This window comes from Rufibacter hautae (assembly GCF_008271695.1).
Taxonomy (GTDB): Bacteria; Bacteroidota; Bacteroidia; order Cytophagales; family Hymenobacteraceae; genus Nibribacter; species Nibribacter hautae.
Map to the genome: position 1 here is coordinate 1,487,917 of NZ_VKKY01000001.1, position 15,091 is coordinate 1,503,007.

The window sequence follows — 15,091 nt, forward strand, 5'->3', positions numbered from 1 at the left end:
TTTTACTTATTATCACCACCCTTAGCCTCTTTTACTTAACCGGGCAGTTGATCTTATAGAATGTGTAGGAGACACTAACCCCATTGTAGAAATACAAGTCTCTGCTGTTAGGATTCATGACCTGCTCATTCTGATCAGTGAGATTATCAAAAGCATCGGTGAAGAGCACCCTCACGCCAGCTTCAAATCCAAGGTTCCAATGTTCAGAAAGGGCATACTTCACTCCCGCACCCACAGGAACAGCCAGTGCAAAGCCGGTTCTATACGATGCGTTTTTATCTGTTTCTGGAGGATAAATTAAGTTTATCTTTGATTCTGGAGCAGTAGTTTTATTATTATAGACTAACCCCGCAACGCTCACGGTGAAGTAAGGGGTCCATCTGATAGGCCGCCTGAAATCATAGTAATCCATGAAATTATAATCAATCCCTGCACTTAGTTCTAAAAGGCTGGTCTTAACCGTTGCTTGTCTATACATAGATAGAGGTAATTCTTTGGCTAAGGCAGATGGATTACCTGTAGGCTCTTCGTCTTTTGCTTTCACCCGGCCAATTAGCAAACTTGCTTTCCATGCTAGAGCATTGGAGATATCCTTCTTGTAGAAAACATTGAGCGCAGGTCGGTTATTTTTTAAGCGGTATCTTGGCGCTATATCACCTTTATAGACAATTCCACCAATCCCTATTCCTAACTCACTGGTTGTTCTAGGCTGCCCTGTCTGTTGCTGCGCTGCTGCAGGTAACACAAAAAAAACACTCCCTATTTGTACCAAGGTGCAAACAAGGAGTGTGCGTAATGTTCTTAAAATCATTTACTCAAAATCAGAAGGTGTTTCCGTATTAACGGAATTTCGGTCCTCTTCGTGTAGGTGTCAGGATATAATTCAAAGAAAATCCAGTAGTGATGTACCAGTCATCATCAGACACGTCACCTCTCTGATCACCTTTGGCACCATAACCTGCTATTCTTCTGTAACCATTCTCAGTGATGATCGGGTACTGGCTAGCTCTAGAGTTATCGGCACTTCTGTCAGACAGAATAGCGGCGGCAGTGCTCAACTGGCTCTTATCTGCATAAACGGTACTTACGTCATCCAGGTAGTCGGTAAAGGTTTTGCGCCAAGTAATTTCAAACCCAAGATCCCAGTATCTGGCAAGCTTGTATCTAACCCCTAAACCGAAAGGAATGGCAAATTGGATTTTCTTGTATGGATCTGGATAGCCTTCGCCATTGGCGTACTGTCCTTCAGTTCCCAAAGGCTGTAGTTCATACCATCCAGCTGCCAGACGGGAATCAGTTCCGTCATAATAAGCTTTAGGGTTGTGATGGAACACAGCAACTCCTGCGAAGGCATAAGGCGTAAAGTCTGGGCGACGCATGAAGGTTCTGCGGTTCTCAAACAGATCTACAATACCTTGCACGCTTAATTCCTTGATATCATTTCTGAAGCTAAGGTTACGCTTGTATCTAGGTTCGTTCTCTGGTTCTGAGAAATCAGCACTTTTGCTATCATCACCGGTGATTCTACCCCAAGAAAGCGCAGCGCGACCATAGATTCTGGGAGTGAATTTACGGGTAAAGTTCACTGAAATGCTTGGCCGGGTAGAACTAAGGCGTAAGCTGGTAAAATCAGACTCAGGAGTTACATCGCCAAAATAATTCATGGCGTTTAAGCTAACCCCTACACTATTGTAAAGATTTCTTCTACTAAAACGCTGAGCTTCCGCCTCCGGAAGAGCAGCCATAAAGAGAACAAATAAAATTAAAGAAGTAGAGAAAAATTTCTTCATGCCATCAACTGTTACTGATTTCATCAACTTATAACTGGTTTACTATTTAATTTGCAAAACAATGCCTGCTTCGCAACGAACAAAATTATACCTTTTTTTTATACCTCAAACAGGTATATAGGATTTTTTTATATTTTAATTTTATTTAACCATTCCTTTGATCAAGTCCCCAGTGCATCTTAGTTCTAAGGGTGGTCAAGAAATTGACTTGATTCAATTTCACGAGCCTTGCATTGAAGTCTTCCCGCCGCACCGCTAACTGGATGGAAGCGTCCACTGGTTTTGACCTGGAGTCCAAAGATACCAGATATCGGGTGCTTCTGCCTTCAATTTCAAAGGAAATCACACTTTTGTCCGAGACCACCAAGGGCCGTACGTTCAAGTTATGAGGGCATACGGGAGAGATTACAAAATTGTTTGTCTGCGGCATCATCACCGGACCGCCACAGGAAAGCGAATATCCGGTAGAACCAGTGGGAGTTGCCACTATCAAGCCGTCTGCCCAATAAGAATTTAAATATTCCCCGTCTATGTAGGTGTGCACGGCAATCATGGAAGACGTATCCCGCTTCAAGATTGAGAATTCATTCAACCCAAAGTTTTTGCCGTCAAACACCTCCTGATCGCTGTCTAAATGAATGAGAGACCTATCTTCAAGGGTAAAGTGTCCTTTTAGCAAGGCATCAAGAGCCATCTCTAACTGAGCATACGGGACCGAAGCCAGAAATCCTAGCCGTCCCATGTTGATGCCCATAATTGGAATTTGCAAAGCCCCAATGTAGGTAACCGCATCCAGCAAGGTCCCGTCGCCGCCCAAACTGAGCATGTAATTCACATCCTGCAGGCTGGTATCACGGGTAAAAACCTCAGCCTGACTGGGCACGGGCGTAAAGGGCGCAAGAGATTCTACAAAATGATCTGCTACCGTTAACTCAATCCCCTGCTGCACCAAAATCTCCATTAGCCGGCGCACAAAAGGAATAACTTCCTCTTTTACAGGCTTACCGACTATTGCTATTTTCATGGTGTACTCAGATCAAAGATATTGCAACACATTCAATATCAAGACAAATATATATTGTGTTTGCCGATATAGAAAATTTAAATATTTAAATACCGCAAAAGCAAATCCAATCTATCTTGGTCTTGCGGTGCGCTGGAAGTGTCCTGGAACTGTGCGGTAATTTTATATCCAAACCGTTCTAAGGTTGCCACAATACGGGTTAAGTCCCCGGTATTTATCTTCAGTGTAAGCTTTATCCGGAAGATATCCGCCTCATCTGGTGAGACATTGGCACTCAGGATTTTGGCGTTGTTAGATTCCACCAGGCGGCTGATCTCACTCAAGGAGTAATCTCGTTCGGCCATGCAGAGCACCAGAATACCGCCCTGCCCCTGGATGGCGGACATCTGCCCGAAGGCCGAAATGGTGTCGCTGACGGTAATCACCCCCAGATACTCCTGCAAATCATCCAGTACCGGCACCACCTGCACCTTGTTCTTAATGGCCAGTTCCATCACGTTATAAAAGTGTTGGTTCTGCTGCACATGCACGTGCTCAAAATCAAAAGGAATATTCTCTAAAACCGCATCTGGGTCCTTGGCCTCTAAAACGTTCTCTTCGGTGACCAGCCCCAGGTATTTCCGGTTCTTCACCACGGGCAGTTGGTTCAGCCGGAACTCATCCATCCAACGCACCGCTTTCTCGCCGGTGTCAGAGAGTTTGAGGGGCGGAACCATCTGGTTTATCAATTCTTCAGCTATCATAGGCAGCAGTCTTTAACAGGAATTCCTCTAAGATACTGTTAAAGGCCTTCGGATGTTCCATCATAGGTGCGTGGCAGCAATGGTCTATAAAACGAAGCTCTGATTTTTGGATCAATCTGTTGAATTCATGGGCCACCATAGGCGGCGTAATGGTGTCATTAAGACCCCAGATAAGCAAAGTAGGAGCTTTTATTCCGCCTAAGTCTTTCCCCAGGTTATTTCGCTGCGCCGATTTGGCAATGGAAATAATCCGGAGCACCTTGGGGTTGCTGTTGGTGATGTCAAAAACTTCATCCACCAGTTCTGGGGTGGCCACGGCCGGGTCATAGAACGTGTACTCTATGCGCTCCTTCACAAACTCGTAATTGCCACGCTTGGGGAAGGACCCTCCCATGGAGTCCTCAAACAGGCCTGAACTGCCGGTAAGCACCAGGCGCTTCACGTGCTCGGGACGTTTCAAGGCGAACTCCAGGGCCACGTGGCCTCCCAGCGAATTGCCCAGCAAGGTAAGGTCCGTCAGGTTTTTGTAGGAGATGAAATCCTCCACGAACTCCACCAAGCCGGGAACGCTGGCCTGCGGCAACGGCATCTCGTACAGCGGCATGAGCGGAATAACCACGCGGTAGTTCTTATGGAAATAAGAGACCACCCCCTGCCAGTTACTCAGCGCACCAAACAGTCCGTGCAAAAGCAGAAGCACTTCGCCTTCGCCTTCGTCTATGTACTCAAACCCGCCTTCCTTCTTGATTTCCAAGTCCATGTGAGAAAATCGCTTGTATTGATAGTAAGTAGAAACAATTATAGGGATGTAATATTAGCAATATTCACCCAATTTCTGAGCATTTCCAATCCGTGTTGGGTAAGGGCCGCCTCTGGGTGGAACTGCAGGGCGTACAGCGGCAGGTGCGCGTGCCGGAATGCCATGAGTTCGCCTTCAGCGGTTTGCGCCAAAGGCACCAGGTCTCCCGGAGACTCCTGCACCACCAACGAATGGTAGCGAACCACCGGTATTTTGGAAGGAAGCCCCGCAAAAATCGGATCTGGTACGCAGTGGATCTCGGAGATTTTGCCATGCATCGGCCGCAGGCCTTTCACCACCTTTGCTCCGAAGAACTGCCCCAGTGCCTGATGTCCCAGACAGATTCCCAGCATGGGCAACCGGTCATGGAAGTAGTCAATGACGGCGGGCATCACCCCGGCTCGCTCAGGCGTGCCCGGGCCCGGTGACAGCACAATCCCTTCCAACGGCAAAGCCTTGAGTTCCTCCAGCGGCACATCATTGCGGCGCACCTCTACCGCCACGCCCAACTGCCGGAAATAATCATAGAGGTTGTAGGTGAAAGAATCAAAGTTGTCTAAAAGAAGCAGCACAGAGAAGAAAACGCAGGGAAATGAAAAAAGATGTTCCTGTTTTAGGCCCATTTTCTATAAAACAGACCCAAAACAGGAACGAAAAACAAATCAACTTATCCGATTACCGGGTACTTTAACAAAATATTGACTCCGTTTCAACGGTGTTTTTAGCAAAGCAGCCCTTAAACGGGAAAGCGGATTTTTACCCGAAGGACTCCAGCGCCTCGCGCCCGAAAGGGATGATCCACTGCACGAAAGACCAAGCGCTGGGCGCAGCATCCAGGTAATACGGATACACCTCAGAGTCCCGCACAGATTGAAACGTCAGGTCCAGGCCGGTGGCGTGGGCAAAGTACACGAGCAGGCAAATACAGAAGCCCCACTTCAATGCCCCAATAAGGGCCCCGATCACGTTGTCCATGAGACCGAGCGGCGTGAGGTGCACGGCTTTCTTGATGACCATGCCGATAGCCCTTACCGCAAACCCAATCCCGATGAACACTACCAGATATGGCAGGAAAGGCAGAAACCCGGCTTTGTCGCCCAGCCATTCATGGATGGGCGGCGTGAGCAGGCCCACTATCTTCATCCCGAAAACGGTAAGGATAATCAATGAAGCCAAAGACGCGATCTCCAGCACCAATCCCTTGAAAAAACCCTTGAAAGCGCCGTAAGCCACAGGCAGCAGCAGGAAAAGGTCAAATGTACTCACGCGGTGTTCTTCTTAGGCGTTGGTGTTGTTCAGCAGCGCGTTCACGGCGTTGGAGATCGCGCGGCCATCGGCTTGGCCGGCCAGCTCACGGGAAGCCACGCCCATCACTTTGCCCATATCGGAAGGCCCTAAGGCGCCCACGCGCTGGATGATTTCCAACAGACGCTCGCGCAGGTCTCCCTCGTCCAGTTGCTGAGGCAGGAATTCCTCAATCACGGCCAGTTCGGCCATCTCCACTTCCTCTAAATCAGTGCGGTTCTGGGCGCGGTAAACGTCGGCGGACTCGCGCCGCTGCTTGGCGGCTTTGGTCAGAAGTTTCAGCTCCGTATCCGGGGTAAGGGCCTGCACCCCGCCTTTCTCGGTCTCGGCCAGCAGAATCTGGGACTTGATGGCGCGCAGGGCTTGCAGACGGGTTTTATCTTTGGCCAACATGGCTTGCTTAATGCCGGCTTCTACTTTTTCTTTCAGGCTCATAGTTTTATAGGTATAAATAGTGTCTGGTGCCGCGGCACCCGTTGGGAAATCATTTAGATACGGCACGCCAAGTTTCTTTTATCTTTGCCCCATCCAACGAATGGAACGCTAACGTAAGACCAACATGACGAAGCTGAGCGTAAATATAAATAAAATAGCCACGCTACGGAACGCGCGCGGCGGCAACCGGCCAAATGTAGTACAAACGGCGCTGGACTGCGAGCGTTTCGGGGCGCAGGGCATCACCGTGCATCCGCGGCCCGATGAACGGCACATCCGGTTCCAGGACGTATACGATCTCAAAGCCGTAGTGACCACCGAGTTCAACATAGAAGGCAACCCCACCCCCGATTTCATCAAACTGGTGAAAGCCGTGAAGCCCGAGCAGGTGACCCTGGTACCCGATGCCCCCGATGCCATCACCTCCAACGCCGGTTGGGATACGCTTAAGCACAAGGATTTTCTGGTAGACGTGATCAAGGAATTCAAAGCCGACGGCATCCGGACTTCTATCTTCGTGGACCCCATCAACGCGCAGGTGGAAGGCGCCGCCCTCACCGGCACCGACCGCATAGAACTCTACACCGAGGCTTATGCCCACCAATACCACGCTGGCCGCGAGGCTGCCGTGCAACCGTATGCCGAGGCCGCCCGCGTGGCCCAACAAGTGGGATTAGGCCTGAACGCCGGCCATGACCTGGACCTGGACAACCTGCGCTACCTGAGAGAACAACTGCCCAACCTGGACGAGGTCTCCATCGGGCACGCCCTCATCTGCGATGCGTTGTACTACGGCCTGGAGAACACCATCCAGTTGTATTTGCGCCAACTCAACTACTAATGCGGCATTCCCCGTTTCCGGCCCGATTTCCTGAAAACAGGCTCAAACCGGTGTCTCGCACGCCAAGGCTATGTTAGGGCTGCTGCTGAAGATAGCGGCCCTGGCTATTGCCGCGCAGTACGGCGTGCGGTTCTTTTCCTGGTTGTTCAGGAAACAGCAGCGCGTGTTTTACCTCTCACCCATGCGCCAGTTCAAGATGGTGTTCTGGTCATTGCTCAGTTTCTGGCTGGGCGGTACCATGCTGGGCACGCTTTTGCGCGACCCTAACGTCACGCCGCTGGAATTGGGCATCGCCATCGGGCTGGGTTCTTTGCTGTTCCTGTTCGCGCTGCCTACCCTGCTGGTGCATTTTCAGTACTGGCGCCATGAGCGGGAAAACGCCATGGAATTGGAGAAAGAAACCAACACCGCTTTGCTTTTGCAACCCAATGGGCGGTACCTGCTCAATCAGCAGCACATCAGGGAGATCACCGAGGTCCAATGCCCTACCAAGCGCTTTTTCTGGAGTTCTTACCAGTACCTGGTCATTTCCCTTACCGATGGGCAACAGCTAAAAGTTACTTCCTTGCTCATTGATCTAGAGCAGCTAAAGGCTTTGTGGCCGCGGGTGCCGTACCAAACCAAAACGAAATGGGTCTGTTTTCTGTAAAACAGGCCAGAAACACATTCTCGCACCTTATCTCTCCAGAACATGGAATTAAACTATAAAGTATTAGGCGAAGGCCAACCGCTCCTTATTCTGCACGGACTCTTCGGCACCTTGGACAACTGGCAGACGCTAGGCCGGGAGTTCTCCAAAACCTTCAAGGTGTACCTGATAGACCTGCGCAACCACGGCCGGTCGCCGCACACCCCTGAGTTCAGCTACCAGCTCATGACCGATGACCTGGTGGAGTTCTTTGACCAGCACCAACTGCAGGATGCCTTGGTCATTGGCCACTCCATGGGCGGAAAGGTTTCTATGAACTTCGCGCTGCAGCACCCAGACAGACTCTCCAAACTACTGGTAGCCGATATCGCACCCAAAGCTTATCCGCCGCACCACGATGACATCATCGCCGGTTTCCGGTCCATTGATTTAAATGCCATCCAGAACCGGCAGGAAGCCGATGACCAACTGGCCCAAAAGGTAGATGATTTCGGGACGCGCATGTTCCTGCTCAAGAACCTGTACCGCAAAGACGACAACACCTTCGGCTGGCGCCTGAACCTGGATGCCATTGAGCAGAACCTGGACAAGGTCCTGAGTAACATTGAATCTGAGGCGCCTTTCACCAAACCAACCTTGTTTCTGCGCGGTGGTAATTCGCGCTACATCAAACCAGAGCAGGACCTTCCGCAGATTCAGAGCCTGTTCCCCCAGGCCACCATCCAGACCATTGAAAATGCCGGCCACTGGCTCCATGCCGAGCAGCCCCAGGAATTTTACCGCCTGACTATGGCGTTTTTGCAGGCTTAAACCCTAGACGTAAATTGAATACCTAGAGAGCCGCAATACTTGTGGCTCTCCCTTTTTAAACCTCTATGAGTACTCCCGCAAAAGGCACGCTTTTCCTGATTCCCACGGTGCTGGCCGAGGACACTGCCTCGGCGGTTATTTGCCGCCAAGTGGCGGAGGTAACGGCCCAGCTCAAATACTTTCTGGTGGAAAATGCCCGTACGGCGCGCCGCTACATCAAATCCATTGCGCCCAGCCAGACCATAGAAGAACTGCAGATCACCGTCATCGACAAAAACTCATCTGATGCCGAGCTGACCGCGGCTTTGAAACCGCTTTTGGCCGGCCAGGATGCCGGGGTGATCTCTGAAGCCGGTTGTCCCGGCGTCGCTGATCCCGGGGCGGAGTTGGCACGACTAGCGCACCAGCACGGCGTGAAAGTGGTGCCGCTGGTAGGTCCCTCAGCGATCCTGATGGGGTTGATGGCCTCGGGGTTCAACGGGCAGTCCTTTGCTTTCCACGGCTACCTGCCCATTGAGAAGCGCGACCGCATCCAGGCCTTGAAAGGGTTGGAGAAAGAGATGGCACAGAAAGACCAGACCCAGATTTTCATGGAGACGCCCTACCGCAACAAACAGATGATTGACGACCTGCTCCAGCATCTGAGCAAAGACACCAAACTCTGCATCGCGGCCAACATCACGGGCTCCAACGAGTTCATCAAAACCCTGCGCGTGGCAGACTGGAAAGGCAAAGTGCCAGACCTGCACAAACAACCCGCCGTCTTCCTGATCTATAAACGATAGGGCTACGGGTGTTTTACGATTATTTTCTGAAAGTCAGGGCTAAAACAGCGGGCATGGATTTGAAAGGAAGTTTCTTCTATAAGAGCAGAAAGAAGCATTTTGCCTAAAGATTGAGATTTCAGCTCTCTGATGAACTGGCTTTGCCATTCTAAAATTTCCGCTGTTGCAGCGGTTCCTTTCTAATACCAAATTGTGAAAGCGGTCGAAGCTTTTCTAATCATTCCAACCATAGCTTTTCCATGTGCTTCTTTCTGAATCAAATTCTTCAGTCACCATGAAACCTCTGGAATAGCTAATCACATAATGATTCTTATCTCTGAGCCGCCGGTAAGCAATCCCCAGCGATGTATCATAACTGACTGGAGCCTCTCCTAAGCTGTTTCTGATTTGATGAATCTCCATTATGATTCCTTCACTTCTGAATCTCTGAACTTTGTCGACTGCAACTCCAGCAACTAGTTGAGATATAATGAAGGTCGGCAGGATGGAAAAGGTAAACAATGCCTTTTCTGTTTTAATGGTGCTGCTGCGAAGGCTTACTATTAGGAAAATGAGAGTTGAGATAAATACGACAGCGAATGGAATTATCAGAAAGAAAACTTCTATTACTGCCAAAGGTGGAATAAAAGGTACCACCACCCCAACTAGGACGACAAACAAGAGTATAAGCGTTCTTCTTTGCCTTTTCTTCAACTTCATCCCTTTTTATAAACTATAAATTACCATAACACCTGAGACAAGTTGGCAACGGCAACTTGTCTCAGGTGTTATCTTTAGTGAAAGGTGTTTAGGGCCTGGTTTCTGAAAACCAGGCTCTAAACACCTCTTCTTATTTCGGCATGAGCCAGCCTTGCGGGTTGAGGTTGGTTTGGTTTTTCCAGATTTGGAACTGAAGCTCTGAAGTGCCCTCGGCATCGGTGTACACGGTCCCGATGTTCTGTTTCGCACTGATTTCCTGGCCCTCGGTCACGCTCACGGTGCGGAGTTTGGCATAGACGGTAAAGTACTCACCGTGCTGCACCATCACAATGTTGTTCATGCCCGGAATGGTCTGTACCGCCAGCACTTTCCCCCCGAAAATGGCTCTTACCCGTTCGTTGGCACCAGTCTGGATATCAATACCACGGTTCTCCACTACTACACCCTTCAATACCGGGTGGGCCTGCCGCCCGAAGCGTTGGGAGATGAACCCGCGTTCTACAGGCCAGGAGAAACGGCCTTTGTTCCCCGCAAAGTTAGAAGACAAGGCGGCAGCTTCTGGGGTAAGGGTCACGCGGTCGGTGCGGGAGACGGAGGCTCTGGTCTTGGCAGGGGCGCTAGCGGTGGCGGCTGGTTCACTTGGGGCAGGTTTGCCGGCGGCGGCGGCGGCTCTGGCTGCGGCGGCGGCTTCACGAGCAGCCTTGGCTTTGGCAGCGGCCTCAGCAGCGCGGGCGGCGCGGGCAATTTCTTCCCGCACAATGTTGGCAATGAGCCTGTTCAACTGCTGCACCGCTTTCTGGCGCTGCTCCACTTCCTGCTTCAGGGACTGTTCCTGCAGGCTCAGTTGTTGGATTACCTGGTCCTGCTGGTCATGCATAGAGAGCAGGTTTTTGTTTTCGTTCAGCTGCACGCTGAGCAGGCTTCTCTTCTGCTTTTTCTGGGTGGTTAGGGTGCTCAGTTGCTGGTTCAGGTTCTGCTGCACTTCCTCAATGGCGGCCGCCTGCTTTTTGCGGGCTTCGGTGTACTGGCGCAGATAACTCATGCGGCGCATCATCTGGTTGAAAGAATCTGAGGCGAACAGGAACATGAGCTTGTTGTAGCTGTTGGCCGTTTTGGAAGCCGCATAGATGAGGCGGGAGTATTCCTTTTTCAGGCGCTCTAAGTCGGTCTGGGCATCGGTTACTTTTTCCTCGGTGGTGCGCAGGTCGCGGTTAAGGTAAACTATCTCAGAGGAAATGTTTTTGATAACGCCAGTTTGCACCGTGATCTTTTCTTTGATCACGTTCAGTTGCCCCAGGGAGGCTTGTTTCTTCTGGGCCGTTTCCTGTAGAATCCGGTTTGCCTCCTGAATCCTTTTGAGGTTGGCGTTTTTCTCGCGCTCCAGCTGGGCTTTGCTTTTTACCGGCGCTTTCTTTGAGGACGTTTTGGAAGAGGAACGGGTGGTCCTTTTCTGCTGTGCCTCAGCAGAATTCAACCCGATCAAGAAAAAGAATAATAAAAGATAAAGTAGCCCCGCCCTATTTACGTTCATAGTTCGAAGGTACGGAAAAAGGGAAATCCAGAGAAGTCTCGGAGGTGGAAACCTGTCTGTGCTTCACGGCTACCACCATTGTCTTTGAGGCATTTCCCTCGGGCTGCTGAATGGAAAGCAGAACGGCCATGGCAAAAGGCTTCCCGTTCAGATCCTCAAAATCCTGATAGTCCACGGTCATGTAGTCTTTGGTCTGCAGGTTACGGACTTCGGTGCGTTTGAGCTTGAACTTGGTGGTATCCACAAACTGATCAATCTGCAGATTGGTGCGCAGAGTGCGCAGGTGCTGCACCGGGCCATCTTGTTCCAGCTTTTCCCGGCTGGCGTCACCAGCAACGAAATTCCCGATAAGGAGGTCCTGCAGGGTTTTAAAATCCACGTCTACGTTGTAGCGCTCGCGCAGCATGTTATAGGAGCCCACAAAGTACTCGTCTTTAAGCCGGTTCACGACATACACCGAGTCTGGGGTTATTTTCAGGCGGGCAGCTTCAAAACCCAGCGCCTGCACCGAGGCCCAGATCACTTCGTTTTTCTTCATGCGCAGCGTAAGGTTCGCGTTGATTTTGGTGCTCTCGCTCTGCACCTTGCCTTTTGCGCTGAAGAAGGTGTAATCTGTATTGACTACGTTTACCTTGTTAATATTCTCAGGAGCCACAGCGCCAGAAGCGCCGGGAGCGGCTTTTTTGTTACATCCTACCAGTACCAGCAAACTCAACCCTAGGGCGTAGATATAGTTACTCTTATTCATAAAGTCTCTTGTCTTTTATCTTCTTACTGATGCCCTCTGAGGCGCCGCCCACCTGGTTTGCGCGCACCCACTGTTTCAGGGCCAGATCGCGCTGGCCCAATTGGTAGAGCACATCGCCGTAGTGTTCAATAATGGTGGCATCTGAAGAGACAGCTACGGCTTTTTCCAGTAACCGTTTCGCTTCCTGGTAATCTTTCATCTTGTACAAGACCCAGGCGTAGGTGTCTAAGTACGTAGGATTGTCTGGATACTGCGCCACCAGCGTACTGGCCAACGCTTTCGCCTTAGGCAGGTTCTGCCCTCTCACCGACAGGAAATAACTGTAATTATTGAGCGCGTGTGGGTTGTTGGGTTCTATGGCCAAAGCGGCTTCATACGCCTGGTCTGAGAGCGGGTACTGTTCCAGTGAATGGTAGGCATCGCCTAATTGCAGGTTGAACTGCAACTGCAGATCCCGGTTATTGCCAGCCAAGCGGCGCCCGTATTCCAGTGATTTGGTGGCTTTGGCGTAATTCTTATTGATGAGGTAGGCCGTACCATTGTAAAACCAGAACATGGGTTGGTTTGGGAAGAACTCCAGTGCCCGCTCAGAATGGACGACCAAGGAGTCGTTCTGGTTCATTTCGCCGTCCAACAGCACAATCTGCTGCCAGATTTTGTAGTGCCCCGGGTCTAAAGCTACCGCCTTCACATAGCTGTCCCGCGCGGGCAGCTTGCGGCCGGCATTGACAAAAACATCTCCGGCTACGGCGTAGGCTTTGGCTTCGCGTGGATGCGCTTTGGTGGTGAGTTCCGCCAGTTTAATGGCCTGGGCCGCTACTTTGTCATTGGGCAGCCGCCGGATATAGTCTACCAGGATTTTCACCTTGGAGTCAATGTCCAGGGAAGGATTTCCGAAAGCCAACTCCAGTTGGGTATCGGCCTCAGCGGTTTTGCCTTGCTGCTGCAGTAGATCGGCGAGCATCAGACGGCCATAAGCATTATCAGGGGCAACCGTCAGAGCTTTTTGGGCCATGCTGATCGCCTCGTTAATTTTCTTGTTCGCAGCCAATATCTCGGCTTGGGCTAACAAATAGCGTACCTCCTCAGGCTTGGAGGAGATCAGGTTCTCACCTTCTTGCAGGGCTTTGGACAGGTTATTCTGCTTGAGGTAGATCTGCTGCTTTTTAAAGGAGATTTCCTCAATAAGCCCGTATTTCTCCTCAATCTGACCTAAGGTGCGCAAGGCATCGTCCAGCCGGTTTTTGGCCAGATAAAGGTCCGTTAGGTTGAAAAGATATTGCTCTGTGTGCGGGAGTTCCTGCGTGAGCCGGGCGTAGACTTTGATGGCATCGTCGTACTCCTGTTGGTTGGAGTAGATTTGGGCCAGCAGCAGGTGGTAATAGGGATTTTTGGGCTCCAGCTCCAGGGCGGCTTTGGCAAAGGGCAAGGCGCCCCTCACGTTGCCCAGCAGCAGACTGGTTTCCGCCAGCTTGTAGTTGACGGCTGCATTGTTAGGACTAATGGCGTACGTCCGCTGAAAACGGTCTAACGCTTTGTTATACTCTTCCAGCACGAAGAATTTCATGCCTTCCAGAAAATAGGACTCACTAAGTTGCTGCTCCTGTTGGCTAAGAACCAGAGGAGGAACCGCCGCCTGTGGGGCAGCGTTCTTCTCTTTCTTGCGCTCAGACTGGGCATAGCTGTTCTCACTCGCCAAAACCAACCCGCACAAAGCAGCCACTATCGTGAGTCCTCTCTTCAGCATAAAATTAAATCTCCTGTCTAGCCACGCAGGGTATTGTAGTCGCCTAAGCTTAGGTCAGCCGGAATCCCCTCATACACAACGTAATTACCCACCATTGAGTTAGCGATGTGGGCGTGGTTTACCTTGCTGCTTTCCTGTACAATGCTGTTGCTGATCACCGACCCGCTTACCTGGGTGTTGTTTCCAATTGAAACGTGCGGACCTACCACAGAATTGTTTAGTACTACGTTTTCCCCCAAATATACCGGCGGAATGATAACACTGTTGTTTACCTGCGCGGTTCCAGACACCAGGCCTTCTTCGTCTTTGATGTACTCCAGGTAACGCTGGTTGGTGAACACGGTAGAGTCTTTGTTTCCGCAGTCCAGCCACTCAGAAATCTGGCCGGGGATGAACACAGAACCTTTGCTCTTCATGTTCTCCAGCGCGTTGGTGATCTGGTACTCGCCTTTGTCTTTGATGTCGTTGTCCAGCAGGTACTGCAGCTCGCTGCGCAGGTACTCGCCATCTTTGAAATAATAGATCCCGATGATGGCTAGGTCAGACACGAACTCCTGTGGTTTCTCCACAAACTCGGTGATGTGGCCTTGCTCGTTCAGTTTCACCACGCCAAACGGACGCGGATCTTCTACTTTCTGTACCCAGATAGTGCCCTCGGCAGAGGTGTCTAATTTGAAATCGGCTTTGAAGAGGGTATCGGCGAAAGCCACCACCACGTTGCCTTTGAGGGCGCTCTGGGCGCACAGGATGGCGTGGGCGGTACCCAACGGCTGGTCCTGGTAATGGATTGTACCTACGGCACCTACAGACTCGGCTATCTTCAATAACTTCGCCTCTACCTCCGCTCCGAACCTACCGATAATGAAGGCAACTTCTTCAATGGGCTCCTGACACACCTTGGCAATGTCTTCTACCAACCGCTGCACAATTGGTTTCCCGGCGATAGGGATAAGGGGTTTAGGAACAGTAAGGGTGTGCGGGCGCATACGTTTGCCCATGCCGGCCATTGGTACAATAATTCTCATAGTTTCTCTTTAATAGTTTGCTTAAGTAAGGCCTACCTACGGGTTTTTCGGGTTTTAGATATGTTCACTTCCCGTTTTCAGGCTATTTCTTCTAAAATATAGTAAAAACCGAAGATATCAAATCCGGCAGGCAGCCTTGAAATTAATTTTCAGGTGCCTT

17 protein-coding genes are annotated in these 15,091 nt (G+C 50.7%); 4 read left to right on the forward strand and 13 right to left on the reverse strand.

The features are described 5' to 3' along the window. Positions 1-31 precede the first annotated feature (31 nt). The 8 genes from porG to FOA19_RS05700 all read right to left on the reverse strand — a co-directional run bounded on the left by porG (position 32) and on the right by FOA19_RS05700 (position 6,096). Complete coding sequence (gene porG / locus FOA19_RS05665; RefSeq protein WP_149089790.1) at positions 32-811, reverse strand: type IX secretion system protein PorG; 780 nt, start codon at positions 809-811, stop codon at positions 32-34. Positions 812-839: 28 nt separating this feature from the next. Continuing rightward, on the reverse strand, positions 840-1,814 hold the full coding sequence (locus tag FOA19_RS05670; protein WP_223808748.1) for a DUF6089 family protein: 975 nt from the start codon (positions 1,812-1,814) through the stop codon (positions 840-842). A 121-nt stretch (positions 1,815-1,935) separates the two neighbouring features. Beyond that, positions 1,936-2,814, reverse strand: a complete 879-nt coding sequence (locus FOA19_RS05675; protein WP_149089791.1) for an NAD kinase — start codon at positions 2,812-2,814, stop codon at positions 1,936-1,938. Between the two features lie 77 nt (positions 2,815-2,891). Continuing rightward, positions 2,892-3,557 carry a CBS domain-containing protein gene (locus tag FOA19_RS05680; RefSeq protein WP_149089792.1) on the reverse strand — a complete coding sequence of 222 codons (666 nt, stop codon included), beginning with the start codon at positions 3,555-3,557 and terminating at the stop codon, positions 2,892-2,894. Beyond that, positions 3,547-4,317: an alpha/beta fold hydrolase gene (locus FOA19_RS05685; RefSeq protein ID WP_149089793.1), complete on the reverse strand. Its 771-nt coding sequence runs from the start codon at positions 4,315-4,317 to the stop codon at positions 3,547-3,549. Before FOA19_RS05685 ends, FOA19_RS05680 begins: the two co-directional genes overlap by 11 nt. Positions 4,318-4,355: 38 nt before the next feature. Further along, positions 4,356-4,928, reverse strand: a complete 573-nt coding sequence (locus FOA19_RS05690) for an anthranilate synthase component II (protein WP_149089794.1) — start codon at positions 4,926-4,928, stop codon at positions 4,356-4,358. 184 nt (positions 4,929-5,112) lie between these two features. Further along, entirely contained in the window at positions 5,113-5,622 is a 510-nt protein-coding gene (locus tag FOA19_RS05695) for a CvpA family protein (RefSeq protein ID WP_149089795.1), read from the reverse strand. Between the two features lie 12 nt (positions 5,623-5,634). Beyond that, positions 5,635-6,096: a GatB/YqeY domain-containing protein gene (locus FOA19_RS05700; protein ID WP_149089796.1), complete on the reverse strand. Its 462-nt coding sequence runs from the start codon at positions 6,094-6,096 to the stop codon at positions 5,635-5,637. 124 nt (positions 6,097-6,220) lie between these two features. Between FOA19_RS05700 and FOA19_RS05705 the strand changes: the two genes are divergently transcribed. From FOA19_RS05705 to FOA19_RS05720, 4 genes are all read left to right on the forward strand, one after another. Further along, positions 6,221-6,937 (forward strand): pyridoxine 5'-phosphate synthase, encoded by a 717-nt coding sequence (locus tag FOA19_RS05705; protein ID WP_149089797.1) that lies wholly within the window; start codon positions 6,221-6,223, stop codon positions 6,935-6,937. Between the two features lie 70 nt (positions 6,938-7,007). Beyond that, positions 7,008-7,586 carry a hypothetical protein gene (locus FOA19_RS05710; RefSeq protein ID WP_149089798.1) on the forward strand — a complete coding sequence of 193 codons (579 nt, stop codon included), beginning with the start codon at positions 7,008-7,010 and terminating at the stop codon, positions 7,584-7,586. Positions 7,587-7,628: 42 nt separating this feature from the next. Further along, entirely contained in the window at positions 7,629-8,396 is a 768-nt protein-coding gene (locus FOA19_RS05715) for an alpha/beta fold hydrolase (protein ID WP_149089799.1), read from the forward strand. A gap of 65 nt (positions 8,397-8,461) precedes the next feature. Continuing rightward, on the forward strand, positions 8,462-9,181 hold the full coding sequence (locus FOA19_RS05720; RefSeq protein ID WP_149089800.1) for an SAM-dependent methyltransferase: 720 nt from the start codon (positions 8,462-8,464) through the stop codon (positions 9,179-9,181). Between the two features lie 213 nt (positions 9,182-9,394). On the opposite strand, the gene FOA19_RS05725 is transcribed toward FOA19_RS05720, so the two are convergent. The 5 genes from FOA19_RS05725 to FOA19_RS05745 all read right to left on the reverse strand — a co-directional run bounded on the left by FOA19_RS05725 (position 9,395) and on the right by FOA19_RS05745 (position 14,931). Next, positions 9,395-9,880 carry a hypothetical protein gene (locus tag FOA19_RS05725; protein ID WP_149089801.1) on the reverse strand — a complete coding sequence of 162 codons (486 nt, stop codon included), beginning with the start codon at positions 9,878-9,880 and terminating at the stop codon, positions 9,395-9,397. Positions 9,881-10,010: 130 nt separating this feature from the next. After that, a complete protein-coding gene (locus FOA19_RS05730) occupies positions 10,011-11,411 on the reverse strand; it encodes a murein hydrolase activator EnvC family protein (RefSeq protein ID WP_149089802.1) in 1,401 nt (466 codons plus the stop codon). Further along, positions 11,398-12,159, reverse strand: coding sequence for a DUF4292 domain-containing protein (locus FOA19_RS05735; RefSeq protein ID WP_149089803.1), 762 nt, complete (start codon positions 12,157-12,159; stop codon positions 11,398-11,400). The genes FOA19_RS05730 and FOA19_RS05735 overlap by 14 nt, the downstream gene beginning before the upstream one ends. Then, complete coding sequence (locus FOA19_RS05740; RefSeq protein WP_149089804.1) at positions 12,152-13,906, reverse strand: tetratricopeptide repeat protein; 1,755 nt, start codon at positions 13,904-13,906, stop codon at positions 12,152-12,154. Before FOA19_RS05740 ends, FOA19_RS05735 begins: the two co-directional genes overlap by 8 nt. A gap of 17 nt (positions 13,907-13,923) precedes the next feature. Next, positions 13,924-14,931, reverse strand: a complete 1,008-nt coding sequence (locus tag FOA19_RS05745; protein ID WP_149089805.1) for a sugar phosphate nucleotidyltransferase — start codon at positions 14,929-14,931, stop codon at positions 13,924-13,926. Between the last annotated feature and the right edge of the window lie 160 nt (positions 14,932-15,091).